Below are 26,403 nucleotides of genomic sequence, written 5' to 3' on the forward strand. Positions count from 1 at the left end.
CGGATTTATACCTAAGGGGCTTTAGACATAGGTACGTTACATCATTCGTAACCTATCCTGCATATGAGGGGGCAGGTGAGATCAAGCAGCAATTTGATAGTAACGTTGTGGATAGGAGAGGACTGATGGGTTACCTGATAAAATCGGCTTTTAAGCCGATTTTATCAGGTCGATGGCCGATTTGGTCCATCTAGTTTCTTATTCCCGTAACCGCGTTGCGTCTTTTTTTGTTTATCACTAGGTTGTTTTTTGCGATCTATTTTCATCATCATGCCTCCTTCTTACTTAGCTTGTCTAAAAAATCAGTTATAACACTGCTTTTAGCTCATTTTTTCTAGTTTTGTCGAACGGGAAGGTTATTCATTTCTTATCTCGAATTGGATTAAAAGCGGTTCAAAAATGAACGAAGGAGTGAGGAACGTGATGAACATGGCCCAGAAGCTTTCCTATCCAAATAATGGAATTGATAAAGCGATGTTCAATCATTTGTTACAGGAGTTATCCGACCAGCTAAGATGGGTGGATCAAAAGCTGACAATGAAGGTTGATCATGAAATCACGCAAACATACCACTTTCAACAGACAATGATTCAAAAGGTTCAAGCGAATATCGATCAAATCAGTAAGTAGTGAGAGTGATTGGAATATGAAGGCCCTGCTTTCTAAAAGTGAAAGTGGGGTTTGTTCGTTTCAGTGTCCATAATCCGTGAAACTATGCTAAATTAATGCTAAAGTATAAGAAAGGATTAGAAATTGCAGTTGGGAGCGTTTAACATTGACAGGATTGCAAGAGCAAACAGAAACACTAAAAGAACACTTGAATCAATTAAAAAAGCGCTATGAGGACAATCATCCTCCTGAAGATAGACGAGATAAAGACTTTTTTATGTATGTTAGGCAACAAACGGAAGCTATTTATAAACTTGTCGAAACGTGGGAGGGTACTTCTTTAAAAGCAATAAAGGACCGAACGTTAAATATTCACCCGCAGCAGATAACGTCAACACGCGAAAACATGGAGTTGCTGCTCATGCACAGTTTTTATATCGATGTAAAACAGAGACGTTATATGGAATTATACAAATCCATTCAATATATTTATGATCAAATGCTACGAGATATGAATGAATAGTGTGTGGCTGTAATTATCAAAGCTAGATATTTTTACAACAGCAAATGATTCCGTATAATAACATTCCACATGGAAGGAAGATGAAAATGAACAACACAAATCTAATCGATGAAGCAAAAAGCATACGAGAAAAAGCTTATGTTCCATATTCAAAGTTTCCTGTTGGCGCAGCATTATTAACCAAATCAGGCAAGATATATACCGGATGCAATATTGAAAACGCAGCATTTCCCGTTTCGTGCTGTGCCGAGCGGGTGGCCATCTTCAAAGCAATTTCAAACGGAGAAACGGAATTTAAAGAAATGGCTGTGGCGGCTGATACCCCAAGACCAGTACCCCCATGCGGATCCTGTCGCCAGGTGATGAGCGAGTTTTTTGACCAAATGATGCCTGTTCATCTAACCAACTTGCATGGTGACACCAAAACGGTTACAGTCAATGAATTGTTACCATTCTCCTTTAAACCTGATGATATGGCCAATGCGAAATAACAGCTGACGGTAAATGTCTGTTTAACAGTGTACGTGACCTTTTTTAATCGCTTCGTCTGTTAATGAAATAAACCTAACTTTAGAAAAAATCACAATTAAAATTGACATTTGCTTGTTTATTTGAAAAAATATAAATGTATTTTGTCCAGAATATGAGGTGAAAAAATATGAGCGCAAATCGTATTCAACTCGGCGGGAAAGAAATTCTTGAAAAAAATTTTAAAACGGCAATGCGTGGCTACAACCAAGAAGAAGTAGACGAATTCCTTGATACGATCATACAAGACTACGATGCATTTAAACAAGAAATTGAACGGCTTGAACTAGAAAATGAACGACTTCGAAAGCAATCTGATCAAACACGAACAAGGACACCAGCACCGAATCATTCGGTGAACTATGATATTCTGAAGCGTGTGTCCAATTTGGAAAAAGCAGTGTTTGGCAAAAAATTCGCAGACTCTTAAAACATGGATTCTGATGGATTAGCAGCTTTCTTGGCAAGGCCGAACTTGGCACGAGCCTTTACTTATTTTGGTAGTGCTATAAATCAAAAAATATGCTATACTAATGGTAAATAAGAATTGAATACTGACGTAATCGCTGCAACAAATCTTGCAGAGGAAAGTCCATGCTCACACAAACTGCGACGTTTGTAGTGCTCGTGCTTGACGAAATCATAAGTCAAGGTAACTATTAAGGTTAACGGCAGGGGAAATTCCTAAGTCGATTCGATAGGGAATATGATCCTTGAAGGTGCCACAGTGACGTAGTCCGAGTGGAAACGCTTGGAGTGGAACGAGGTAAACCCCACGAGTGAGCAACCCAAATAATGGTAGGGGCATCCTTGACTAGGAAAATGAACCGAAAAAGGGACAAGCTATTGCTTGTAGATAGATGATTACGCCCAATGTACGAGGCTAACCACCGTTTGCAGTACAAGGGGACAGAACATGGCTTATGATGTATTCAATGGTTAGAACAAACCTTTCTTAAGTAGTTTACTTTTGGAAAGGTTTTTTTGTTGCATTATTTATTGCCGTGGGATGGTGGATGCTAGAAAATTAATTAATTCGTTTTCTTTTTCCTTTTTCATAACTCAATGGTAAACTTAAGACATCTGTTTAAAGGAAATGAGGACATAATCTATGCAACAACATGTCAATTTAATTGCAACTGCAGCAATGGGCCTGGAATCCGTTGTTGCCTATGAAGTAAAAAGATTAGGCTACGAAGTGGAAGTTGAAAATGGAAAAGTGCGATTTAAGGCGCCGTTTTCAGCTATACCACGGTGTAATTTATGGCTGCGCGCAGCTGATCGTGTGCGACTACTTGTGGGTGAATTTACCGCAACAACATTTGATGAATTATTTGAACAAACAAAAGCATTGCCATGGGAAAGTTTTATAACAGAGGATGGACAATTTCCGGTGTCCGGTAAATCAGTCAAATCAACTTTACACAGCGTGCCAGACTGTCAGGCTATTGTGAAAAAAGCGATTGCCGAACGACTAAAACTGAAATATGGCCTCGCCACAAAAATGCCAGAGACAGGTGCCTCATACAAAATTGAGGTTGCTATTCATCAAGATACTGCTTCCTTAACAATCGATACGTCTGGAACTGGCCTACATAAACGGGGATATCGTGTGGGTCAAGGAGATGCGCCATTAAAAGAAACGATGGCAGCGGCACTGATCATGTTGACCAATTGGCAGCCAGACCGAACGCTCATTGATCCGTTTTGCGGCTCAGGCACCATCCCAATCGAAGCGGCATTGATTGGTCAAAATATTGCCCCCGGGTTTAACCGGGAATTTGCCAGTGAACAATGGGAATTTATTAAAAGTTCACTATGGACACAAGCATTTGAAGAGGCCGAAGATCTGGCAAACTATGATCAAGAACTTGATATTATCGGATCGGATATTGATCATAATATGGTTAAAATCGCCAAGGATAATGCAACCGAGGCAGGATTGGGAGATTTAATTACCTGGAAACAAATGCAAGTAAAGGATTTATTTATTCGCAAGGAAGGCGGTTATCTGATTGGAAATCCGCCATATGGGGAACGGATTGGGGATAAGGAAAGCATTGCTCAGATGTACAAGGACTTTGGTGCAGTTATGAAAAGTCATCCCAGCTGGAGCGTCTATATTCTTACCGCGTTTGGCGACTTTGAAAAACAATACGGAAAAAAAGCAACCAAAAAACGCAAACTATTTAATGGATTCATTCGGACCGATTATTATCAATATTTTGGTAACACTAAATAGAGAGAGGTAATAGGATGGATAATCAAACATACTTTATGGAAGAACTGGATTTTAAGGCGTTATTGAACGAGCAGCGTGCCTATCTTGAATCAATTATGTTAATCCAATGGGATATGCGAACCAAGATTCCCAAAAAAGGAGTCGAACAACGGTCAGAGGTTGTGGGGTTTTTATCGGAAAAGCTTCACCAATTGGAAACATCGGAGAAAATGAAGTATTTTATTGATACAATAAGAGAAAATTCCACGGATGAGATCCTCCTTAAAACGGCAGCAGATTGTGAAGAGACATACGAACGCAATAAAAAGATTCCACATGAGGAATTGAAAGACTATGTGATGTTGCAATCGAAAGCAGAGGCTATCTGGCAGGATGCACGGGCAAAGGCAGACTTTTCTCAGTTCCAGCCGTATTTAGAGAAGCTGGTTGACTACAAAAAACGATTCGCCGGATATTGGGGTTACGACGACAACATCTATGATGCTTTACTACATGAATATGAACCAGGCATGACAACGAAGACATTGGATACTGTTTTTCCAAAGTTGCGCAAATCACTAACATCACTTGTGGAACAAATTAATCAGAGCAGTCAAAAACCGGACCCATCCATTCTAAAGGGACATTTCCCAAAGGAGAACCAACGCGCGTTCACATTGGATGTCTTACAGCAAATGGGCTATGATTTTGATTCGGGCCGACTGGATGACACGATTCATCCGTTTGCTATTGGCATCAACCTCAACGATGTTCGCATCACAACCAGATATGACGAAGAGGATTTTCGAATGGCTGTGTTTGGTACTATTCATGAAGGTGGCCATGCACTGTATGAACAAAACATTAGTCCAGAACTGGCAAGAACACCGCTTGCTACAGGTACCTCGATGGGAATTCATGAATCCCAATCCCTGTTTTGGGAAAACTTTATCGGTCGAAGTAAAGCTTTTTGGCAATCCCATTACAAATCATTCGAATCGTACGCACCAAAACATTTCAACACGGTAGCCCTTGATGACTTTTACCGAGCAATCAATGAGGTAAAGCCATCACTCATCCGGATTGAAGCAGATGAATTAACGTATCCATTACATATTATGATCCGGTACGAGTTGGAAAAGGCGTTAATGAACGATACCATCAAGGTGGCTGAATTGCCACACCTCTGGAACGAAAAAATGGTAGAGTATTTAGGTATTAACCCAACATCCGATCAAGACGGTGTACTCCAGGATATCCATTGGGCAGGTGGTGATTTTGGTTATTTCCCATCGTATGCATTAGGATATATGTATGCAGCACAATTTCAGCATACAATGGCAAAGGAATTAAACCTGGATGAAACAGTTGCAAGCGGGGACTTTAGTCCAATTAGAGCATGGCTAAAGAAAAACATTCACCAATATGGAAAAGCGAAGAAACCACTGGAAATTATTCATGATGTGACAAACGAAGCGTTAAATCCCGATTACCTGGTTACTTATCTGAAAAATAAGTATACAACGATTTATAATTTATAAGAAAGAGGAGAGCAGCCAGCTCTCCTCTTTTAGTAGTTATTAAATTGAATTCATAATTCGTTTATAAACTCGATCCTGATTAAATCCTTTACCCATGGGAAATTGCTCTACTAAATTATTATTTTGATCCAAAAAATAAGTAAACGTGGAATGAATAATATCGCCTGTTCCTGGATCTCGGTATAAGAAGCCAAGGGCATCGGCAACTTTTTTCGTATCTTCGTCCGTACCTCGTAAAAAGGTCCAGCCATCATTCTCTGAGGTAACCTCGAAATTACTGGCATAGTTTTTTAATTTTTGTTTTGTATCATGTTTGGGATCGATCGTTATCGTAATAAATTCCACTTCATCCCCAAAAACACCCTGTTTCATTAGCTTTTGCCGAAGTTTAGACATTTCCAATGTAGTCGTAGGGCAGACATCCGGACAATTTGTATAAATAAATTCGATGAGGCGTACCTTTTTTGGCATATCAGCAAATGAATAGTCATTGGCAAATGCTGTTTCCATGACAACTTCAGATGGTAATTCAGCATTTCCTGGCCGAATGACCTTCAAGTAAAAAATCCCTGCTGAGATACCGATAACTAACAACACTGCAAATGTAATATATAACTTTTTCAAGCATCTTCCCTCCAATACACAGAAAGAGGGGGAAGACCTCTTTCCTGTGTTGTTTACCCGTTACCAGAACTTATACCCTGGTGATCCGGGTGGTGCATTCTGAATAATATCAATGAATGGTATCGTGTATGCAAAGAGAATCAATGCAGCTGTCACGCCAATCCATAGTTTCCAATTTTCCAGAATTTTAGGGGTTGGGCCGGCAATGTCGGCTACTGTACCAACTGGAAACTCTTCCTCACCTTTTGGTGCAAAGAAGGCCAGATTGATGAAAATAACAAGCATAATCACCATTCCAATAAATAAAATCGAACCGCCGACTGCTTGGGCAATCTGATACGCACCAAATCCCGCTGTATCTGCATTACCAGCGTATTCAGAATAAGCGGATCGCCGTGGCCCGCCTAATAAGCCTTCCCAATGCATCGCACCAGACATAATAGCCATACCTACTGACCAGACGATCGTTTGAATAATTCCCCAACGATTCATACGCGCTGTTAATTTCCGACCTGTTATCGATGGAATCAGCCAATATGCGATTCCAAAGAATGTCAGGATAACCGATGTTGCTGCTGTTAAATGGAAGTGTCCAGTGACCCAAATCGTGTTATGAATAACTTGGTTCATTTGATTGGATGCGTTAATAATACCTCCTGTACCAGCAGGGATAAACCATACCATGCCAATGAACGGAGCCAAAAATCGAACATCTTTCCAAGGCATTTTCTTGAGCCAGCCAAACATTCCTTTTGCCCCTAATTCCCGACCTCTCATTTCAAAGGAAGCAAAGAGGGAGAAGGCAGTCATTAGTGATGGAATGACGACCAGGAATGTTAAGACAACCTGCAAGTATTTCCAGAATGGATCGATTCCAGGCTCTGTTAGCTGATGGTGAAATCCAACTGGAATAGAGAACAATAACAATAAAATAAACGATAAACGTGCTAAGGAATCAGAAAAAATCTTTCCACCAATAATTTTTGGTATAATGGCATACCAACACATATATGCAGGCAGCAGCCAGAAATAAACAAGTGGATGACCAAAATACCAGAACAGGGTACGGCTGACTAACACATCAATCGTGTCGGTTAGACCTAGTGACCATGGAATAAATTGAATGAGTGCTGTTGCAGCAACTCCAAGTGTTGCAATTTGCCATAGCAGCATGGTGATGACACCCATGTAACTAAGTAACGGTGTTCGCTGACCACGATTTTCTTTTCTCCATCGCGCATGACGGTGGAAGATCACAAACCCTTCCAGCCAACTGCCGACAATCACTAGCACCAGGCCAATGTAAAATGCCGGATGTGCTTTCAATGGTGCATAAAACGTATAAAGCACGGAAGCCTCATTTAACAATATAACGGTGGCTGTACAGGCAACACCAATAACCATCAAGCTGAAGCCAATCCAAGCCAATTTTCGTTCTCCGGTACTATACGCACCAGCCGTTTTACTCTGTGCGGCGATTACAAATCCCACGATAAAAAAGGTAGTTAATACAAGTCCTAAAACAACCCCGTGCAATGTAAGTATTTGATAATATCCAATTCCGGCTGGTAAGGTTACTTTTCCCGAGCGGACAAGCGTTTGTAATAATCCAGCTGTTGCACCAAGCAATAATGCTGTGAACGCGACAATCATATGGGCCATCGTTAACCTTGCATCAGCAGTTGCGATGCTTCTCAATGACTTTTTCATCATTCCATCACCTCTATCGTTGCAGTCATATAATGGTGTCCTGTTCCACAATATTCATTACATAATAATGTATATTTTCCAGGTTTATCGAATGTATTGGTGTACGTACTGATATATCCAGGTTCGAGCATCATGTTTACGTTCGTACCAACTAATTCAAACCCATGCACCACATCTTTGGTGGTGGCGTTAAAGTGAACAGTTGCCCCTTTTGGAATTTGTACGAGCTTTTCATTATTTCCTACATCATAATTAAAAGCGGACGCTACAATTGTAAGCTCGTATTCGTTATCACCTAATTGTTTCAACCCTGGGTTATCAAATGGTGCTTGTTCATCGACTTTTTCCGGGTCAAGGGTGACAGCACAGCTTGGTGGTTGATTCCCTAAATAGAATGCACTAATCCCTATAATAACAAGAAAAATGAGTAATGTAGCGGTTCCAGATAATAGCCAAATCTTTTCATACTTGTGCATATGCATGTTTGTTGTCGTCTCCTTTCTACTTTAACGGGATAAAAACAGGATCCATACTCCAACCCAAGATACGATAATAAAAGCGCCCAATAACATTACCGAAGCAAATGTACCTTTAAGTGAGCTGTTTTGTTTGGATTCAAGCTTCTCCACGCTCTTTTGCTGGAGCTGATGATTTGCCATCGCCAATCCTCTCCTTTCAAGCATGATGTCGTTCGATACCATTATTCTTACGCAATTCGAATGTTCCGGCTGTGATAAACATCACAATTAGGTCGATCGTCATAAATTCGACAAACATTTATCCTGAAAACGTGATTTTGAACAAACATTTTTCATAATTTCAATGAAACGGCACATCCTATCCATAATGGATATCGCATTAACTTCGACGTTATTGTCGAAAAACTACTTCATTACGTTCTGATATCCGATGAAACGATCAAGAGAGCCTGTTCAGGCAGAAATGTAAAGGTGATAGAATGACGTATATTTGTTCGGCCGGCATTGGTGTTCCCGATTATGAAATTAGCCAGCAGGAAATTAAGGAACTAGTTAAAGGGTTATTTCCATATACAGAACGGCAATTAAATCGATTACTTCCTGTCTTTGACCATGCCGCAATCGAGAAACGGCAATTCGTTGTCCCAATGAATTGGTTTCAACAGGCACACACCTTTCAGGAAAAAAACAAATTATATCAAACGTACGCCATCCATTATGCATTACAGGCAATGGATGATTGTTTAACAAATAAGCGATTTGTTAAACAAACAATCCCTTTTGACGCAATTGATATGATTATTTTTATTTCCAGTACTGGTATTGCAACGCCATCACTTGATGCGCATTTGCTGAATCAGCGACCATTTCGTGAAGATGTCGAACGCATGCCGTTATGGGGATTAGGATGTGCTGGGGGAGCTATTGGATTATCCCGGGCATATGATTACCTGACTGCTCACCCCAAAAAGACTGTTCTCATTGTCGGAGCAGAGTTATGCAGCCTCACCTTTCAAAAGGAAGACCATAAAAAGAGCAACTTGATTGGTAGTGCTTTATTTGGTGATGGAGTTGGGGCAATCTTTTTATGCGGGAATCAATCAGCCTATCGAGCAAACCGGACAAAAGTATTGCCAAAAATCGTTCAGACAAGTTCTTTTACCAAGAAAGACAGTCTTGGAGTAATGGGGTGGGATATTACCAATAATGGGATGGAGGTCATCTTTTCAAAAAGTATCCCAAATTTGGTGCAGACACTCTGGAAAGATCATATCGATGCATTTTTTAAAAAACTAGGCACAACCGAAGCCGGGATTCACTCGTTCATTGTCCATCCTGGCGGCAAAAAGGTATTAGCGGCCATGGAGGAGACAGGAAACATTTCTGTTAAAAAGTTGGCGCATTCATACAACGTCTTACGAAATCATGGAAACATTTCCTCCGCGACCATTTTCTACGTTTTAAACGAATGGATGAACGAGCAATTTTCAGGAAATGAACAAAGCATTGTGTCCGCCTTGGGACCCGGTTTTAGTTCAGAATTATTATTATTGGAGTGGGGCATATGACATTATGGATGGGTATTTTAGTTGGCGCAATCATATGTCAACGGTTTGTCGAGCTTTACATCGCAAAGAGGAATGAAAAATGGATGATAGAACGTGGCGGGATTGAACAAGGTAAAAAACATTATAAATGGTTTATCATGCTTCATGTACTATTTTTTTTAGCTGTCATTGTGGAAGCAACTGCCAATCCAGCTGAGAGGCAATTAAATTACTTCCTGTTTGCGGTTTTTATCGCAACACAAATTGGCAGAGTATGGTGTATTCATACGCTTGGAAAGTTCTGGAATACAAAAATCATCGTTTTGCCGCGAGTTGCACTAATTAAAAAGGGACCTTATAAATATATGAAACACCCGAATTATCTCATCGTGCTGATCGAGCTATTTGTCATTCCATTGTTACTTGGAGCATATTTCTCCGCGATCCTGTTCCCGATGCTGCATCTTGGTCTGCTTCGATTGCGTATTCCGCGAGAAGAGCGGGCATTAACAAAAGCAACGTAAAAAAATGAGCTTTTATCCCGCCTTTACGGGCCTGCACGATGCAGGCCATGCCGATGTTGGCACAGGACGTACCGAATCTTAGTCGGCGTTCCTTTAACCGGGCGCTTGCGCCTTTGTTCCTCTACAGTGGGGGAGAAAGGGGAACCCCTACTGAATGAAGTTTCACTTTATTCAGTGAGATTCTACTGCCTGTTAAGGCGGGATAAAAGCGTATATCTATTCCATGAAAAGACACAAATAGAGCGGTAATCTAGTGGATTACCGCTCCAGTTATATTTAAATTATTTCTTCACGACGTTCGCTGCTTGCGGGCCACGTTCACCTTCAACAATTTCAAACGACACTTCTTGTCCCTCTTCAAGTGTTTTGAATCCTTCTTCTTGAATAGCGGAATAATGTACAAATACATCGTTTCCATCTTCAATTTGAATGAAGCCATAACCCTTCTCAGCGTTGAACCATTTTACTACTCCGTTTTCCATTGTATTTCGTCCTCCCTAAAACTTTCACGAGAAAAGCATGCATATACATCCTCTAACACGTGGTAATAATACAAAGCTCAGTATAGAAAAGGCAGCCCTATAGAAGCGTAGGATCATAATTGCATCCACTTCTATAGAAGCTGCCTGTCATTCATGATTCCATACATCTTCTTTGCTTGAGTAAATAATAGCTCATTTTACTTACTCAGTCAAGGATTAGGCAATAAAATTCAATGTTTTTTCGAAACTTTTCGGCTATATTTTTCAAACATTTCACGATATAATGGAGACACTTAAAAAACGACAGCTCACATAAAGGCGGAAGGGATGTCATAAACATGAAAACTGATATTGAAATTGCCCAGGAAGCAACGTTAAAAACGATCGCAGAAATCGCTCAACGTCTTGAACTTACAACAGATGATTGGGAACCATATGGACATACGAAAGCGAAACTGTCGGATAACCTGCTTCAAAAGCTGGACAAAAATCCGGATGGGAAAGTCATTTTAGTTACGTCCATTAATCCAACACAAGCAGGTGAAGGAAAATCCACGGTAACAGTTGGTTTAGGACAAGCATTAGATAAGATTGGAAAAAAAGCGATCATTGCTCTGCGTGAACCTTCCCTGGGACCGGTTATGGGAATGAAAGGCGGAGCTGCTGGCGGTGGCTATTCTCAGGTGCTTCCGATGGAAGATATTAATTTACATTTTACTGGCGATTTGCACGCGATTACCAGTGCGAATAATGCATTAGCAGCGTTAATCGATAACCATATTCAACGAGGAAATGCCTTACAAATTGATCCGCGCCGTATCGAATGGAAACGGGTCATCGACATGAATGATCGTGTGCTTAGACAAATTGTCGTTGGGCTTGGCGGTCCAAAACAAGGTATACCAAGAGAGGACGGTTTTACAATAACCGTAGCATCAGAAATAATGGCTGTTCTCTGTTTAGCAACAGGGTTAGATGATCTAAAGGAACGATTGTCCCGCATTGTTATTGGCTATACGTATGAGGAACAGCCAGTAACCGTGAAGGATTTAAAAGTCGAAGGTGCTCTGACATTATTATTAAAAGATGCAATTAAACCAAATCTTGTTCAGACAACTGAAAATACCCCAGCCATCATTCATGGTGGTCCTTTTGCCAATATTGCTCATGGGTGTAATAGTATCATGGCAACCAAAACAGCGGCAAAATTGGCCGATTATGTGGTAACGGAAGCCGGATTCGGGGCTGATCTTGGCGCGGAGAAATTTCTCGATATAAAAACAAGGGCAGGGGACTTTGAACCAAGTGCTGTTGTAATTGTAGCAACAGTCCGGGCATTAAAAATGCATGGTGGCCTGGCAAAAGATCAGTTAACCGAAGAGAATGTAGAAGCATTAAAATGGGGAATGACAAACCTCAAAAAGCACATCGAAACCATTGAACAGTTTGGTTTGCCATATGTGATTGCTATTAATAAGTTTCCAACAGACACAAAAAAGGAAACCGATTTTATTAAGACATGGTGCAATGAATTAGGGGTTGATGTTGCCTTAACCGATGTGTGGGCAAATGGTGGGGATGGTGGAATCGATTTAGCAGAAAAGATTGTTCGAAAAGCAAATGAACCTTCTCGTCATTTCCAACGGATTTATGAACTGGAGGAATCATTAACAAGCAAAATACAAAAAATTGCTCAGACTGTTTATGGTGCCGAAGCTATTGAATTGTCGCCTAAAGCAAGCCAGCAGTTACAGTTTTATGAACAACAGGGATGGAATAACTTAGCAATTTGTATGGCCAAAACGCAATATTCGTTATCCGATGACCCCACAAAGCTGGGAAGGCCGACTGGATTCACCCTCTCCATCCGTGAAACACACGCATCGGTTGGCGCAGGTTTTATCGTGGTGTTGACCGGATCGATGATGACGATGCCAGGTTTACCAGCACAACCGGCTGCACTAAACATGGATGTAACTGCTGATGGAAGGATTACGGGGTTATTTTAATGAAATCAGACGAACAGCTGACTAAAATCATGCATTACGTACAGCCGCTTTTTCAGGATGATCCAACGGGACATGATTTTACGCATATGAAACGTGTTGCAAGACTTGCATCTACCATTGCTGCGAAAGAGAACGCAGATATTTTTATTTGTGAAGCAGCAGCCTGGCTACACGATGTTGGGGATCATAAATTATTTACGGATACAGAAGATGTATTAACGGAAACGATTGTTTTCTTACAATCGATCGGAATTACCGATAACCACTTGGATCAGATCAGGGTCGCGATTAAAGATGTTTCGTTTAGTAAAGGCCAAATTCCACAAAGCTTGGAGGGAAAGATTGTCCAGGATGCTGACCGGCTTGATGCGATTGGAGCGATTGGCATCGCCCGAACCTTTGCATATGGGGGTGCACAAAGCCAGCTGATTTATGATGATACAAATAAACAGCAGACATCCATTCAGCACTTTTATGATAAACTATTAAAATTGACCGAACGGTTGCATACAGCAACAGCAAAACAAATAGCCATCAAGCGCCATCAATTTATGGAAAATTATTTGGAACAATTTTTTCAAGAATGGTCGTTTTAACCAATAAAAATCGGGCAAAGTTGTGCACTATGCCCGATCTTATTTTAACAGCCTTCCGAAAGAAGTCTCCCCCTTCCATCCTGTTACGGGTGAAACCCAAGGATAAGAGGGAGATGAATTTCGGTTTGCTTCAAGGGTGTTTTTGCCCAACCCCTCGAAAAGGTATGTTTCAGAATATTTAAATTAACCTCAAACCTCGTCAAAATGGTTACACCCTTTTACATTACTTTAATTTGAAACAAAAAAAGTTAGGTTTAAAGCGTCTTTCACAAGGTTTGTACCTTCTAACGGGATTGTTATAAATATTGATGGGGGTTATTAAGTTTTTGAATTAATCATTATTTATATTTTTGGGAAAATGCTTACATTTAATGCGAGGCTATGATAGCATTTATATATAAAATAGAAAAGGGGTTGTATTAATGAAAAGAAAGGCAATTTACGTCACATTTTTTATTGCGATACTCTCTTTAATCGCTATTGTTCCAATTACCTCAGCGTTTGCGACAACAGGTACTAACAAAACAATAAGCAAAGACCAAACAAAACCGGAGAAAGGTAAAATCATTATTAAATATACCGCTCCAGAAACAGATTGGGACAGTGCAACACCTAAAGAAAAGGAAGACCTAAAAGAAATTGGATGGGAATTAGAAGATGGGGTTCTTGTACAATATCGCTCGGTTCCGGAAGAAATTGATAAGGCTATAAAAGATGGTTATCTTCCTCCTGAAAATAAGATGCTGGAAAGCACAGAGCCTGAAAATCATGATGGTCATAATAATGAAAACACTTTAATAGTGAATGGGAAAAAAACAGAAATAAATGATGGTCGTTTTGAGGTAGAAGGTAACCCCGAAACAATTGAGGTTGAAAGTGATGAAAATAATAAAGAAACCATCAGAAAGAATGAAAATGGAGAATATGAAGTAATCTTAGAACAGAATTTAAATGAAATAATCGGGAACATGGACGAGCATGACAGTTCTGGAGAACACAAAATTGGATTAGCGAAAGTGAAAATGCCCCCTTATGGTTCAAAGACATTTAAATATGGAGATCCAGTCCATTGTAATAGATTTAATGGCCCAAAAAGCAATAATAAGCACCTACAAAAATGGAAGCCACAAGCGATTATTAATTTTTATCACAGTGACTGCGACTATGGCGCACTAAGATATTGTAAAGCGCATAATAAATGTAATCAAAAATACAGAGCAGCATATTGCTCTTACAAACAGGGGCACTATACAAAATATCATAAACATTAAACCATCTGTAGGCTAGATTATTTATGCAATAATCTAGCCCGCTTTATTGTTTAACAGAAACAAAATAAACAGATAATCACATTTCCCCTATTCCATAGGCAAGGACACTAAATAAAAAACTAATTATTGTTAGGCCTCCAACGGGAATAGAAAAAAACTTGTTGTTTTTGAATTCAACGATAGCTGTGATTGCACTCCCTACACACAACACTAACCATATGGGTACAAACAATGAATCCGCAACATTCACAGGTAGTAAAGTGTAGCCGCCAACCAGGAAAAACACCCATTGAAAAATCAATAGTCCTACTACTACGTAAGAAATACTATAGGGACGTTTTCCTTTTTCACTTTTTTTAATGGCTATAATCATCGGCGCAATAAACATTGCAAGTACAATGACACCTACAATCACTAAAAATATTAATGAAACTGTAATGATTAACACTTCCTTTCAATTTATGTAATAAGTACCGGCCTTCATTTCATTACCTGGTATTGATTAGCTAATCCTTTTGATATTCTAGAATATCTCCCGGCTCACAATCCAATGCCCTGCAAATGGATTCTAAAGTAGATAATCGAATCGCTTTTGCCTTTCCATTTTTTAAAATAGATATGTTAGCCATTGTGATTCCTACCTTCTCGGATAATTCTGTTACACTCATTTTTCTTTTTGCCAACATCACATCAATGTTGATTATAATTGCCACTGTTTTCACCTCAGACCGTTAAATCATTTTCTGATTTTATATCTAAAGCACTTTTCAACAACTTCTGAAGAACCATAGTAAAGACTGCAATAACAACGGAACTAAAAATAATTGTAAATATGATAATTGCTATTCCGGGATGTAAAGCGTTTTGAGTCAATAAGAAGATAGCTCCTATGGCGTATAAGACGCTAATTGTTATTGCACAGTATTTTATGTATCTTAATGCATTTACCGATAGCTTCGAGAAGGCATTGTTTTTATCAATGTAAGTTAAAAGTTTCAAGGCTTTATACAAAGCAAAGTAAAACGGAATTCCTGTTACATACAAACCGATTAAAACGGGAAATCGTAAATAGGAAAACTTCGGAAACATTTCTGCTGTATCGTCTGCTAATCTAGGCAACCAAAATATAAACAAGGCAAGTACCATAATCCCAATAAGATAAACAGCTATTCTTAAAAAGAGTGTTGTTCCTCGTTGCATTAAAAGCACCTCGCTTATCCATCATTATTATTATAATAACATACACATTTATTGTAATTCAATAACTATGTATTAAAAAATAATAAATTGTTATTGAACTGATGGAATAAGGATGTTTCTGCCCATCCCCCCAAAAAAGGTGGGATGGGCGCAATCCCCGAATAGAAGTAACAAATTGTAGTAAAAAAAGGTGTCTTCTTAATCGAAGTAGCACCTTTGTGTATTGTAAATCTGATCATGGATTGTTATCAGTTAATTGTTTGGTATTGCCGGAAAGTGATTCAATCTTTTAGTGATGGCATCCATATCGATCGATTCATGTGACTTATTAAATTCATAATGACCATACAAATTGATGTGTTGCCATGCCACGGGAGAAATTTGCTTTAATACATCTGAATCCTGTCCCTGATTTTCTCTGTAAGTCAGGATGTTTGATAAAATGCTGGCATTGTAATAGATGATGCAATTAGCAATGAGACGGCTACATTCATTCCAAATTTGTTGTTCTTGTTCGGTTTTGAAACGTAGTTTACCAAAATTAGCATGCGATACAGCCCGGCGTAATTTATGGTAACTCTCACCCCGGTTTAAGGTTCGTTGCACATTCCGGCGTAAGGGTGGCGAATCAATGTAATCCAGAAAATATAGGCTTTTGATGATGTTATCGTACTCCCATAATGCACGCTTGGTTCTGTTTTTACGGGCATAGGCACTTAATTTCCCAACGATGATGCTCTGTGTTGTGGATTTAAGGGCTAAAGATAAAACAATACGCTGGATATTCTCCCATTCCTCAGCAATCAGATCTGTGTTGATTTTTCGAACGGGTTTAATTAACATATCACCGTAGTGACTTGGATGTTGGAAACCGTATAATGATCTGCTGACGGTGCCATAAATATCCTTGTAACGAGGAGCAAACTGATAACTGAAAAAGTGAAGAATGGCAAAATTTACTTCATTGGTTCCATGAGTATCAGTAGAATGCACTTCGGGCTGAACATCGGTTGTGTTGTTATATAGGATGTCAAATACGTAATGACTTTCATGCTCATTTGCTCCAATAATCCGGGCGTTGACGGGAATATGGTTAGCAACCATAGTGTAAGAAACAATCCCCTTTTTCAAGCCGAAATATTTAGGTGAATGACGCGAATTCATGGTATTAATTTGCGTTTCGAATTTTTGGCCATCACTGCTGGAATGAATGGTATCATCGATATCGTAATGGTGAAAGATTGGCAGCTCTGTTACGGCATTACTGATTCGGTCATTGGCTTCTTTTAACGTTTCTAAACGAATAAAGTTATCCGATGTAGCTGAAAGCGAAGGATAACGAATATCAGAGATTTCCCCCATTCTTCCCAAGCCCATGTTTGTACCCCAAGCAATCAAACAAGCAACTAAAACATGATCCTCTCTTGGCTGTTTGGCATAACGACCTAAAATGTGGTCAAACGCTTCCATAAAGGAACAGTGTTGATTGGCGTAGTGCAAAACACTTCCAATATCAATCGGGCTCAGTGCATCAAAAAAGGTATGATTAATGGATTCCGTATCTCGCGTATTGGAAAGCGTCCATCGGCCATAGCGTCCCCGTTTTTTATGAACATGTTCATTTTCGCCAGACGCAATTCGTTGGTTCACCTCTGTTAAGCGTCTTTCTAGCTGTTGCTTTAATTTATCTAAATGCTCATGGATAGGCTGGCGGAAAGTTATTAAACCAGCATCAGCCAACAATTTGTCTTTCTGTTGCCACTTTTCATCATCAATGAGATCATCCTCAAAACTACGAAATCGAATGCTTTCACGACAGAAAGCATCCCCTGCTTCCAGTCGATTACGCAAAAGCCGATAAATAAGAAACTCATAGCGATCAACTTTGATGTTCTTTTCCTCATCAGGGTCTTGTTCATAGATGTAACGCCTCATACTATCCGATATAAAGAGTTGAGGTAAATGATCTGCAGCATATTGCCCTAACGGTTTATTTTGATGAAAAGCTTGCTTTATAAAATCTATAGCCTCCATAAGTGGATCATTTTTGGAGGGAGCAGCAAATTTAACCATAAGCAGCAAAGGGCGTAAATGACGTTTAAATTGACGAGCTAATTGGTCAATGTGTTCCCATTGGAGAATTGTTTCATCCCACTTTGCATTCGTGGCGATTTGATCGGCAAGATTAGTAAGTTTTTGCCGTTCCAAGATAGAAAAAGCTCTCGCTTGAATATCGCCAAAAGGGGTGTCAGCCTCAATGCTGTCGTCAGTGAGTAATTGAAGCACTTCGCCAGCCTTTTTCATGTTTTGTCGATTTTCCGCATAGTGCTGATATATTTGATCTTTAGCCGTTGACTTGGATTCATCGATGTATCGCCGAACATTGTAAATCAAGGTATTGATCAGATTGTCATTCATACGCTGATAGCGATAATACACAAAGCATAATAAATAAACGTACACCAACCACTCATCCAGCCTTTTGAGTTTGTAAACAGAGTAATAATTGACCAATGAAGCAAAGTATTTAATGCTTTCATTCGAAACGCCTAACTTGGGCAAAAGGGTGTGAGCAAGTTGGTATAAAGACTGGATTTGCTCCCCTCGGTCAATCTCACGTTTGATTTCTTTCAGGCTAAAATCCTTAGGTTCACGTTTAAGCAGTGTGATTTCATATAACCCTTGAGCATCTTCGAGTAGTGCCTTCAATGCCTGGATATCAGGCTGTTTTAGATGGTTATGCATGATGGCTGTTAATCGATTTTGTTCAAAGGTGATTGCCTGACTCACTGTTTCTTGAATAAAACTGTATCCTGGCACAACAATACGTTGTTCATTTAAATAATTCATGATTTCACGGAAGATAAAAATGGGTTTACCGGAAATGGTGACGGCATGATAGGCCTTTTTTTCAATTTGTTTTCTTTCCTCAGAACCACAACTGCGGTAATTGAATCGTTCAAGGATCAATTGTTGCTGCTTGAAACGAGTTGACTTATGAACGGTACTTAAATCAACCATTTTTCTATCATTAAAATGTTGTTTCAGCACGTATTGAAGATCTTCCTTTACTTCATGGAGATCAAATGTGAAAAATAGGTGCTTGGCCTTGAAATAACCAAGTTGCAGCACGAAATAAACTTTAGATTTAAAGGAATGCAGATTTTGTAGCAACTCTTTCTCGGGCTGGGAAAGGGAAAAATAATAACAACGATCTTCATATGTAAAATGCGGCCTTTCAAAGAGTGCTGTAAATTCATCCTCCCCCAAAATGCTTATTCGTTTTTGGTGTGTTTTCGTGGTTTCAACCGTCATCGTTTCTCCTTCCTTTCCCTATTTCAAAAAGTAAACCTTTTGAAAGAGTCCTTTTATCGTTGTTTTATATGTCATAAGTATAACATAAATCATTTTGAAACATGTCTATAAACTTGTAGATATTTTGAAACAAATCTATAATAGTTATATAAGTTTTTCTATATATCATCTAAGAAATCAATCATTCATTTAGGGAAGGTGTGGGACATCGTGAGATCCTTTTTTTATGCACGAGTCAGCAGCAAAGATCAATCATTAGAAAGGCAATTTGAAGCTGCCAAAGACATTGGCATTCCAGAGGAATATATATTTGTAGACAAAGCGAGCGGTAAAGACTTTAAGAGGCCTGAGTACCAATTGATGAAACGAATGTTTCGAGAAGGAGACGCTTTATATATCAAATCGTTGGATCGACTGGGACGTAATAAACAAATGATTTTGGACGAATGGCAAGACCTCGTCAAAACCAAGCAAATTGATATTGCCGTGTTAGATATGCCTTTGCTTAACACAATGAAATATAAAGACTTGGATGGTCTTGAAACCTTGATCTCCGATTTAATCCTGCAATTATTGAGTTACATGGCTGAGGATGAACGCAAACGAACAAGAGAAAGACAAGAGGAAGGCATTCGAATTGCTAAGCAAAATGGTGTAAAGTTCGGGAGGAAAAAACATAAGATCGATGATACCTTTAAAGCTGTTTATCCCGAATGGAAACACAATAAAATCACGGCAGTCGAAGCCATGAAACGAGTGGGCATGAAAAGCAACACGTTTTATAGAAGGGTCAAAGAGTATGAAGCGAATCTTTAATGTCTGAATGTATTAGGGGTTATATTTTTTGATTGTTTTGAAATGGGCCTTTTCGAGGGGTTGGGCAAAAACACCCTTCAACAAAATACTTGAAACCCCCGAACGTATGATCTATAATCAGAGTTAGGAGGTGCATTCATGTTACTAAACTATAAATATGAAATCTTTCCTTCACCCGAACAAATCAATATACTGGAATGCTTGCTTTCCTATTGCCGGTAAACATATAATTCTGCACTTTTGGACAAACAGCGTAAATACAACCAATCGAAGGAAACATATAGTCGTTTCGACATCCAAAAGCAATTGAAACAAGACAAAGGAAAATGAGAATTCCTAAAAGATGTACCATCACAAGTGTTACAAGAAGTATTTCGACGACTCGACCATGCCTATATCAAATTTTTTCGAAAAGAAGCAAACTATCCCAAACTCAAGAAATACAAGGACTACAACAGCATGACTTTCCCACAATTTGGCTTCAAACCGAACACCCATCATCGTTACGCAACATCTTTTGTGGAAAATGGCAAGTTGCAATTATCCAAACGCGGATCAGCAAATTATCTGAAAACAGTGATCAAAGTCCGTTCTCTTCACGAAAAGATAGCGAATCAGCGAAGAGACTTTTTACATAAATTGAGCTACCATTTGGCAAAAGACTATTCCGTCATTGTCTTGGAGAATCTTGACATTCGTCATATGGTAACGAATAAACGGTTGTCAAAATCCATAACTGACGCCGGGTGGGGCATGTTCCGAAATATGCTTGCCTATAAATGCGAGAGAAATGGTGGTCTCTTGTTAAAAATCGATCCCGCCTTTACGTCACAGGATTGTTCCACGTGTGGGACCAGAGTAAAGAAGTCGCTTTCTATTCGCACCCATATTTGCAAGAGATGTGGAACCATCATGGACCGCGACCACAATGCAAGTGTGAACATTTTGCGTAAAGGGATGGAGAGATTGGATCAGATGGCAGCCTTCAGCTAAATAAAAGACGAAAAACTGTAGGGCAAGGTTGTGTCCGAACAGTATAAAAAAGCCTGTGGAGACCATGTAAGACGTCTTGGGAATCCCCTAAGATGCAAGGGTCTGTGAAAACAGGAAGCCCCATCTTCAAGCATTCCGATAGGATGGTAAGGTGGGGTCATTCACAGTAAGCTAAAATAGTGATGTCGATTCACATAATCCGCTTGGCACCGATGTATTTTCCTTCCCAATAGGGATTACCCATCTCACTGATTTCCACGCCATGGGATTCACCAGCGTGGATAAACTTTCCATCACCCAGATAAATTCCCATATGCGACGGACCAGGTTTATAGGTCTCAAAAAATACCAGATCCCCAACAGAAGGACGGTCTACCGAAGCGGCGAAATTCCACATGTCACTTACTGTTCTGGGGGCTGTAATGTCTTGTGTATTGTAGACATACTGAATAAAACCGCTGCAATCAAAACCATCTGGAGTTTCCCCACCCCATACATAAGGCGTACCAATATATGCTTTAGCTGTTTGCACGACTTCTTGGTTATTTGTGTTTTTTACGTTAACATGCTTTACTTCATTTTCGTTTTTATCGGTTTTACGTTTGGTAGTTGAGTGCTTCTCAGGTGTTGGCTGATGCTTACTTTTTTCCTGGATGGCAGATTTATCTTCATTTGCTTGTTCGTATAACGTGGTAAGGGAATGTTTGGTAACCTTATTCGTTAGTTCAATACCCAGCTCTTGTTCAGCTGTTTCCAAGGCTCTTTTCGTTAAAGGCCCATAAATACCATCCAGTTCCCCTTCATAATAACCAAAATAATGTAATGCATGCTGGACAATTTTTACATCGTCATTGTGCTGACCTGGATAAATCGCTCCTGATAGCTGTTTGATTTCTTTCATATACATGGCTTTCTCAGCTTCAATTAATGTATGTATGGTTTGGATATCGGTCTGCCCGGTTACTGGAACGTGATTGTCGTGCTGAAACATTTTTATGGCGTGCTCAGTAAGAATACCGTAGTCTCCATCTAAACGATCATCATAGTAAGCCAATAGATTCAGTTTTTGTTGTACGACGCGGACGGTTTCACCATGTTCGCCATATTGTACGGACCCCGCTTCAATCAGAAGTTTATTTTGCAAAACAGGATATGCATCAACATAAACAGCGAGAGGCTGACTCAATACAAAACCGTATAAAACGGATTGTTTGATTACTTGCTCCGGCAGTACGTTTAACATATAATAACCACCTTCCCTGTAAACAGATTTATGTAGAAATAGGTGGTTTATGAGCTAATCGAGTTTACGTTTATGTTACAATGGAAAAAAGCAGAAGATCAGTGTAAAAAGCACCCAAAAGAATGACGATGCATGTAAGGTTTTGAACGACAGCCAATTCGGTATAGTAATTGACGTCGTGGCTGCTCATTAACGATTTGTCCGGGTGGGACGTGGACTAGCAACAGATTATGGACAAGTATTATTGGTAAAGGGAGAGTAACAACATGCTGAAAAATGAACAAGCGTATTTAGACTTGTGTAAAACCGTTTTAACTAGCGGTAATGATAAAAACGATCGTACCAACACGGGGACCAAGTCCGTGTTCGGTCACCAGATGCGATTTGATTTACGGGATGGATTTCCTCTGTTAACAACCAAAAAGGTACCATTTCGGCTAATAGCAAGTGAGTTGCTTTGGTTTATCCATGGCGATACCAATATTCGTTACTTGATGAAGCATAATAATAATATTTGGAACGAATGGGCCTTTAAGCAATGGGTGGAGAGTCCGGAATATGACGGACCGGATATGGCCGATTTCGGCAATCGATCGCAAAAGGACCCAGAATTTAATCAACGATATCAGCAGCAAATGTCTCGCTTTAAAGCAAATATCTTGAATGATGATACATTTGCCAAAAAATATGGAGACCTTGGTTCGGTTTATGGGAAACAATGGCGGGCATGGAAAACATCGAAGCAGGAAACGATTGACCAATTAAAAAACGTCATCCAATCGATTCGAAACAATCCAGATTCACGGCGTCATATTGTTACAGCCTGGAACCCGGAAGATGTACCGACAAATATGGCATTGCCGCCGTGTCATACACTATTCCAATTCTACGTGGCAGATGAAGAACTATCCTGCCAATTGTATCAACGAAGTGCGGATATCTTTTTAGGTGTACCGTTTAATATTGCAAGTTATGCCTTGCTGACCCATCTAATTGCCCATGAGTGTAATCTCAAAGTCGGGGAATTTGTTCATACATTGGGAGACGCACATATCTATACCAATCATGTGGAGCAAGTAAACATCCAGTTAAACAGGGAAATAAGATCCTTGCCAACGCTAAAAATAAATCCCGAAAAACAGTCGATATTTGACTTTGAGCTAACTGATTTTGAAATAGAAGGCTACGATCCCCACCCAACTATTAAGGCACCTATAGCAGTTTAATTGAAGGAGAGGAGAAGGCAAATGATCTCATTACTTGTTGCCATGGATCGGAATCAAATAATTGGTTCGAATAACGAACTGCCGTGGCATCTACCAAATGATCTTCAGTTTTTTAAAAAATTAACGACCGGGAATACCATCATTATGGGCCGGAAGACATTTGAATCGATTGGCAAAGCGTTACCGAATCGAAAAAATTATGTGCTTACCAGACACAATAAAGATGAATTTCCGGAAGATGTGTATGTATTAAATGATTTGGAAACGATAATAAACTTGAATAACCAGCATCCAGAGGAAGAACTGTTCGTGATTGGCGGGGGAGCTATTTTTGAACAAATGATGAAACATGCCGATCGTATGTACATTACGTACATTGATGCCTCCTTTAAAGGTGATACCCACTTTCCAATTTTCACCATGGATGAATGGTCATTAACATCTAAGATAAAAGGGGACAAAAATGAAAAAAATCCGTATGATTTCTATTTCTTACAATATGATCGAAGGTAAGGAGAACGTAAGCTTATGAAGACATGTGGCGTTATTTTGGCAGGAGGAAAATCTTCCAGAATGGGAAAGACAAAATCCTTGCTCCCGTTAAGAAACAAACCAGTAATTACACATATTATTGAGGAAATGGGCAAAATTACAGATACAATCGTAATTGTTACAAATGATCCTCCTGCACATGCATTTCTTCAGCTGCCAATCGTGCAGGACAGGTACCTGGAAATGGGGCCACTAGCCGGAATAGAGACTGCTTTGTTTCACCAGGATGCCGATTTATATATTCTTGCTGCCTGTGATATGCCGTTTATTGATCAGCAGGTGTACAGACATCTAATCAAACAGTCAACTGATAGTGAAGCAGTCATTCCTGTCTATCATAAGCGAAACAACCCATTATCAGGAATATATAAAAAAACTGTCTTACCCGTTATCCAACAACAGCTGGATAAGGATATTCGTAAGGTAGACCGCATATTTGATCCGTTACGTGTTACCTACGTTAATGATTACGGAACCATTCCTGAAGCATCTGTTCAAAAGCATTTTTTTAATATGAACTTTCCGGAGCAATATGAATGGGCGAAAAAGCTATAGGTTGTCCAATTGGAAGCACCGTGTTAAACTAGTTATGTTACATATTGAAGAATGTTTAACTAATGGATTTTAATTGAGTGAAATAGCGGTATAATGAATAATAAAGAGGTGGGGCATATGCTTGCAAATATCGGGATACCAGGATTAATACTAATTGTAATTCTTGCGTTAATCATTTTTGGACCCAAGAAACTTCCGGAAATCGGCAAAGCTGCTGGTCAATCATTACGTGCATTTAAAGATTCTACTCGTGAATTGACTAGTGATATAACCGATGAGGTAAACGAAACAAAAGAAATTATTAGTGGGAAAGAATCGAAATAAATCATTCGGAGTGATAAATTATGCTTAGCAATATCGGGTTACCAGGACTGATTTTAATATTGATCGTTGCATTGGTTATTTTTGGTCCATCGAAGCTACCGGAAATTGGCAAAGCTTTTGGCAGCTCACTAAAGGAATTTAAACATGCAACCAAAGATATTGTCTCTGATGATGAGAAAAAGGATAACAAAGAGTAGTTTGGAGAATCTGGAAAAGAAGAAGGTGTAGGGGTAAACCTTACATCTTCTTTTGTGCTAACGTACGAAGGAGCGTAAGTCAATGTCTGAAGATCAACAATCTGTATCACCAACGGAAAAGGAAATGAATTTTACCGGTCATTTATCCGAGCTCAGAAATCGTATCATCGTCACCGCAGTATTCTTCGTACTGTTTTTTGTCCTGGGCTTTATTTATGTAAAAGAGATTTACGGCTTTTTTGTAAACGATTTGCCATTCGATTTAAACGTTATTAGTCCTGGTGAAATTATTTGGATCTATTTTACGATGGCTGGATTGATTGCTGTAATTGGAACCATCCCAGTGCTTTTATTTCAAGTATGGCTGTTTGTCCGTCCAGGTCTTACAAACGTTGAAAGAAAAGCATCTGTTGTCTACATACCAGCAGCATTTCTATTATTTATCGCCGGTCTGGTTTTCGGCTATATCATTTTCGTTAAGTTGATTTTACCGTTTTTACTGTCATTAAATGATGGAATGTTTAACGAATTATTTACGGTGGATAAATATTTTAAATTTGTATTACGGGTAACGATCCCATTCGCTATTCTATTTGAAATCCCAATTGTTTCCATGTTTTTAACTAGAATTGGCGTCCTTACTCCTGCATTCATGCGAAAAACGAGAAAATATGCCTATTTCATACTAATTATTATTGGGGCGATTGTAACACCACCGGATTTTGTCCTGCAAATTGTTGTAGCCATTCCGCTTATTTTGTTGTATGAGGTTAGTATTTATTTCTCCAGTATCGTATATCGGAAAAAACTGAAAAAACACCAGGAATTTATGGAAAACGATGGGGTGGAATAGGGAGGAAAAAGGAATGCGAACGTTTTATCATTACATGATGACATACCGTGGAAAGAAACAGCCGGATGACAAAAGCAGGCTGGCAGATTGGATGTTTTATGATCATGATTTCCCAAAGCAGGCAAACTCATATACGGAAGTTAGCAGCTATTTGGAATGGAATAGCCCATTTCCAAATGCATTGATGGTGTTTGACAAGTTATGGGATTTATATACCCAGGAGGAAGCATAGATGTTTTCAAAGCACTCCGGCCAGGTGTCGCAGGAGTGCTTTTATTCTGCAAATTTCCAGATAAAGGTTAAACAAACGTTTGATCAATTTATTAAATCGTGTAGCGTTGCGGTATATACTAACGTAATGAAAGTACTAACAGGCATATACCATTATTCGTTTCGATTTTACAAAAACCACCAAGAAAAGAAGCTTATTTGTTATAATTTGCGGTTGCCCGGGAAATATTACGT

29 protein-coding genes, 1 other RNA gene and 1 pseudogene are annotated in these 26,403 nt (G+C 39.3%); 21 read left to right on the forward strand and 10 right to left on the reverse strand.

Translation table 11 applies throughout. The features are described 5' to 3' along the window. The first annotated feature begins 420 nt into the window (after positions 1–420). The 7 genes from WMZ97_RS14880 (at position 421) to WMZ97_RS14910 (ending at position 5,422) form a co-directional block, all read left to right on the forward strand. Positions 421–630, forward strand: a complete 210-nt coding sequence (locus WMZ97_RS14880) for a hypothetical protein (RefSeq protein ID WP_343272886.1) — start codon at positions 421–423, stop codon at positions 628–630. A 145-nt stretch (positions 631–775) separates the two neighbouring features. After that, the gene (locus WMZ97_RS14885; RefSeq protein WP_343272887.1) at positions 776–1,132 is read left to right on the forward strand and encodes a DUF1798 family protein; all 357 of its coding nucleotides are present in this window, start codon (positions 776–778) and stop codon (positions 1,130–1,132) included. An 86-nt stretch (positions 1,133–1,218) separates the two neighbouring features. After that, complete coding sequence (locus WMZ97_RS14890; RefSeq protein WP_343272888.1) at positions 1,219–1,623, forward strand: cytidine deaminase; 405 nt, start codon at positions 1,219–1,221, stop codon at positions 1,621–1,623. Positions 1,624–1,790: 167 nt separating this feature from the next. Continuing rightward, complete coding sequence (gene gpsB, locus WMZ97_RS14895) at positions 1,791–2,090, forward strand: cell division regulator GpsB (RefSeq protein WP_343272889.1); 300 nt, start codon at positions 1,791–1,793, stop codon at positions 2,088–2,090. A 121-nt stretch (positions 2,091–2,211) separates the two neighbouring features. Next, positions 2,212–2,589: RNase P RNA component class B (gene rnpB / locus WMZ97_RS14900), an RNA gene on the forward strand. Between the two features lie 182 nt (positions 2,590–2,771). Continuing rightward, positions 2,772–3,902: a THUMP domain-containing class I SAM-dependent RNA methyltransferase gene (locus WMZ97_RS14905; RefSeq protein ID WP_343272890.1), complete on the forward strand. Its 1,131-nt coding sequence runs from the start codon at positions 2,772–2,774 to the stop codon at positions 3,900–3,902. A gap of 14 nt (positions 3,903–3,916) precedes the next feature. Further along, a complete protein-coding gene (locus WMZ97_RS14910) occupies positions 3,917–5,422 on the forward strand; it encodes a carboxypeptidase M32 (RefSeq protein WP_343272891.1) in 1,506 nt (501 codons plus the stop codon). 39 nt (positions 5,423–5,461) lie between these two features. Here WMZ97_RS14910 and WMZ97_RS14915 read toward each other — a convergent pair whose 3' ends face one another. From WMZ97_RS14915 to WMZ97_RS14930, 4 genes are read right to left on the reverse strand one after another with little or no spacing between them, the layout of a single operon-like run. Beyond that, the gene (locus WMZ97_RS14915) at positions 5,462–6,046 is read right to left on the reverse strand and encodes an SCO family protein (protein WP_343272892.1); all 585 of its coding nucleotides are present in this window, start codon (positions 6,044–6,046) and stop codon (positions 5,462–5,464) included. 60 nt (positions 6,047–6,106) lie between these two features. Continuing rightward, positions 6,107–7,759, reverse strand: coding sequence for a b(o/a)3-type cytochrome-c oxidase subunit 1 (locus WMZ97_RS14920; RefSeq protein WP_343272893.1), 1,653 nt, complete (start codon positions 7,757–7,759; stop codon positions 6,107–6,109). Continuing rightward, entirely contained in the window at positions 7,756–8,238 is a 483-nt protein-coding gene (locus WMZ97_RS14925; RefSeq protein WP_343272894.1) for a cytochrome c oxidase subunit II, read from the reverse strand. Before WMZ97_RS14925 ends, WMZ97_RS14920 begins: the two co-directional genes overlap by 4 nt. 24 nt (positions 8,239–8,262) lie before the next feature. Beyond that, positions 8,263–8,415 carry a cytochrome c oxidase subunit 2A gene (locus tag WMZ97_RS14930; protein WP_343272895.1) on the reverse strand — a complete coding sequence of 51 codons (153 nt, stop codon included), beginning with the start codon at positions 8,413–8,415 and terminating at the stop codon, positions 8,263–8,265. Between the two features lie 299 nt (positions 8,416–8,714). Here WMZ97_RS14930 and WMZ97_RS14935 point away from each other — a divergent pair, with 299 nt between their 5' ends. After that, complete coding sequence (locus WMZ97_RS14935; protein ID WP_343272896.1) at positions 8,715–9,803, forward strand: type III polyketide synthase; 1,089 nt, start codon at positions 8,715–8,717, stop codon at positions 9,801–9,803. Then, positions 9,800–10,306: an isoprenylcysteine carboxyl methyltransferase family protein gene (locus WMZ97_RS14940; protein WP_343272897.1), complete on the forward strand. Its 507-nt coding sequence runs from the start codon at positions 9,800–9,802 to the stop codon at positions 10,304–10,306. Before WMZ97_RS14935 ends, WMZ97_RS14940 begins: the two co-directional genes overlap by 4 nt. 281 nt (positions 10,307–10,587) lie before the next feature. Here WMZ97_RS14940 and WMZ97_RS14945 read toward each other — a convergent pair whose 3' ends face one another. After that, positions 10,588–10,788: a cold-shock protein gene (locus WMZ97_RS14945; protein WP_088050414.1), complete on the reverse strand. Its 201-nt coding sequence runs from the start codon at positions 10,786–10,788 to the stop codon at positions 10,588–10,590. A gap of 338 nt (positions 10,789–11,126) precedes the next feature. Between WMZ97_RS14945 and WMZ97_RS14950 the strand changes: the two genes are divergently transcribed. From WMZ97_RS14950 to WMZ97_RS14960, 3 genes are all read left to right on the forward strand, one after another. Continuing rightward, positions 11,127–12,797: a formate--tetrahydrofolate ligase gene (locus WMZ97_RS14950; RefSeq protein WP_343272898.1), complete on the forward strand. Its 1,671-nt coding sequence runs from the start codon at positions 11,127–11,129 to the stop codon at positions 12,795–12,797. Continuing rightward, positions 12,797–13,393: an HD domain-containing protein gene (locus WMZ97_RS14955; RefSeq protein WP_343272899.1), complete on the forward strand. Its 597-nt coding sequence runs from the start codon at positions 12,797–12,799 to the stop codon at positions 13,391–13,393. Before WMZ97_RS14950 ends, WMZ97_RS14955 begins: the two co-directional genes overlap by 1 nt. A 422-nt stretch (positions 13,394–13,815) precedes the next feature. Next, positions 13,816–14,664, forward strand: a complete 849-nt coding sequence (locus tag WMZ97_RS14960; RefSeq protein ID WP_077706762.1) for a hypothetical protein — start codon at positions 13,816–13,818, stop codon at positions 14,662–14,664. Positions 14,665–14,740: 76 nt separating this feature from the next. Here the strand turns inward: WMZ97_RS14960 and WMZ97_RS14965 are convergent, their stop codons facing one another. The 4 genes from WMZ97_RS14965 to WMZ97_RS14980 all read right to left on the reverse strand — a co-directional run bounded on the left by WMZ97_RS14965 (position 14,741) and on the right by WMZ97_RS14980 (position 19,179). Next, positions 14,741–15,112 (reverse strand): hypothetical protein, encoded by a 372-nt coding sequence (locus tag WMZ97_RS14965; RefSeq protein WP_141130781.1) that lies wholly within the window; start codon positions 15,110–15,112, stop codon positions 14,741–14,743. A gap of 58 nt (positions 15,113–15,170) precedes the next feature. Then, positions 15,171–15,377, reverse strand: a complete 207-nt coding sequence (locus WMZ97_RS14970) for a helix-turn-helix domain-containing protein (RefSeq protein WP_077706760.1) — start codon at positions 15,375–15,377, stop codon at positions 15,171–15,173. A 10-nt stretch (positions 15,378–15,387) separates the two neighbouring features. Further along, on the reverse strand, positions 15,388–15,864 hold the full coding sequence (locus WMZ97_RS14975) for a DUF2975 domain-containing protein (protein ID WP_077706759.1): 477 nt from the start codon (positions 15,862–15,864) through the stop codon (positions 15,388–15,390). A gap of 252 nt (positions 15,865–16,116) precedes the next feature. After that, positions 16,117–19,179: a Tn3 family transposase gene (locus WMZ97_RS14980; protein ID WP_077706758.1), complete on the reverse strand. Its 3,063-nt coding sequence runs from the start codon at positions 19,177–19,179 to the stop codon at positions 16,117–16,119. Positions 19,180–19,389: 210 nt separating this feature from the next. On the opposite strand from WMZ97_RS14980, the gene WMZ97_RS14985 reads away from it, so the two are divergent. After that, the gene (locus WMZ97_RS14985; protein WP_077706757.1) at positions 19,390–19,995 is read left to right on the forward strand and encodes a recombinase family protein; all 606 of its coding nucleotides are present in this window, start codon (positions 19,390–19,392) and stop codon (positions 19,993–19,995) included. Positions 19,996–20,133: 138 nt separating this feature from the next. Beyond that, positions 20,134–20,988, forward strand: a pseudogene (locus WMZ97_RS14990) (RNA-guided endonuclease InsQ/TnpB family protein). Between the two features lie 190 nt (positions 20,989–21,178). On the opposite strand, the gene WMZ97_RS14995 reads toward WMZ97_RS14990, so the two are convergent. Then, on the reverse strand, positions 21,179–22,231 hold the full coding sequence (locus tag WMZ97_RS14995) for a C40 family peptidase (protein WP_343272900.1): 1,053 nt from the start codon (positions 22,229–22,231) through the stop codon (positions 21,179–21,181). A 266-nt stretch (positions 22,232–22,497) separates the two neighbouring features. Here WMZ97_RS14995 and WMZ97_RS15000 point away from each other — a divergent pair, with 266 nt between their 5' ends. The 7 genes from WMZ97_RS15000 to WMZ97_RS15030 all read left to right on the forward strand — a co-directional run bounded on the left by WMZ97_RS15000 (position 22,498) and on the right by WMZ97_RS15030 (position 26,170). Next, a complete protein-coding gene (locus WMZ97_RS15000; RefSeq protein ID WP_343272901.1) occupies positions 22,498–23,457 on the forward strand; it encodes a thymidylate synthase in 960 nt (319 codons plus the stop codon). Positions 23,458–23,478: 21 nt separating this feature from the next. Further along, entirely contained in the window at positions 23,479–23,970 is a 492-nt protein-coding gene (locus tag WMZ97_RS15005) for a dihydrofolate reductase (protein WP_343272902.1), read from the forward strand. A 15-nt stretch (positions 23,971–23,985) separates the two neighbouring features. Beyond that, on the forward strand, positions 23,986–24,564 hold the full coding sequence (gene mobA / locus WMZ97_RS15010; protein ID WP_343272903.1) for a molybdenum cofactor guanylyltransferase: 579 nt from the start codon (positions 23,986–23,988) through the stop codon (positions 24,562–24,564). Positions 24,565–24,681: 117 nt separating this feature from the next. Beyond that, positions 24,682–24,888, forward strand: a complete 207-nt coding sequence (gene tatA, locus WMZ97_RS15015; protein ID WP_343272904.1) for a twin-arginine translocase TatA/TatE family subunit — start codon at positions 24,682–24,684, stop codon at positions 24,886–24,888. Positions 24,889–24,908: 20 nt separating this feature from the next. Next, the gene (locus tag WMZ97_RS15020) at positions 24,909–25,085 is read left to right on the forward strand and encodes a twin-arginine translocase TatA/TatE family subunit (protein WP_343272905.1); all 177 of its coding nucleotides are present in this window, start codon (positions 24,909–24,911) and stop codon (positions 25,083–25,085) included. Between the two features lie 82 nt (positions 25,086–25,167). After that, entirely contained in the window at positions 25,168–25,938 is a 771-nt protein-coding gene (tatC, locus tag WMZ97_RS15025) for a twin-arginine translocase subunit TatC (RefSeq protein ID WP_343272906.1), read from the forward strand. 13 nt (positions 25,939–25,951) lie between these two features. After that, positions 25,952–26,170 carry a YozE family protein gene (locus WMZ97_RS15030; RefSeq protein ID WP_343272907.1) on the forward strand — a complete coding sequence of 73 codons (219 nt, stop codon included), beginning with the start codon at positions 25,952–25,954 and terminating at the stop codon, positions 26,168–26,170. The last annotated feature ends 233 nt before the right edge of the window (positions 26,171–26,403 follow it).

This window comes from Lentibacillus songyuanensis (assembly GCF_039548255.1).
In the GTDB taxonomy this organism is placed as follows: Bacteria; Bacillota; Bacilli; order Bacillales; family Amphibacillaceae; genus Lentibacillus_C; species Lentibacillus_C songyuanensis.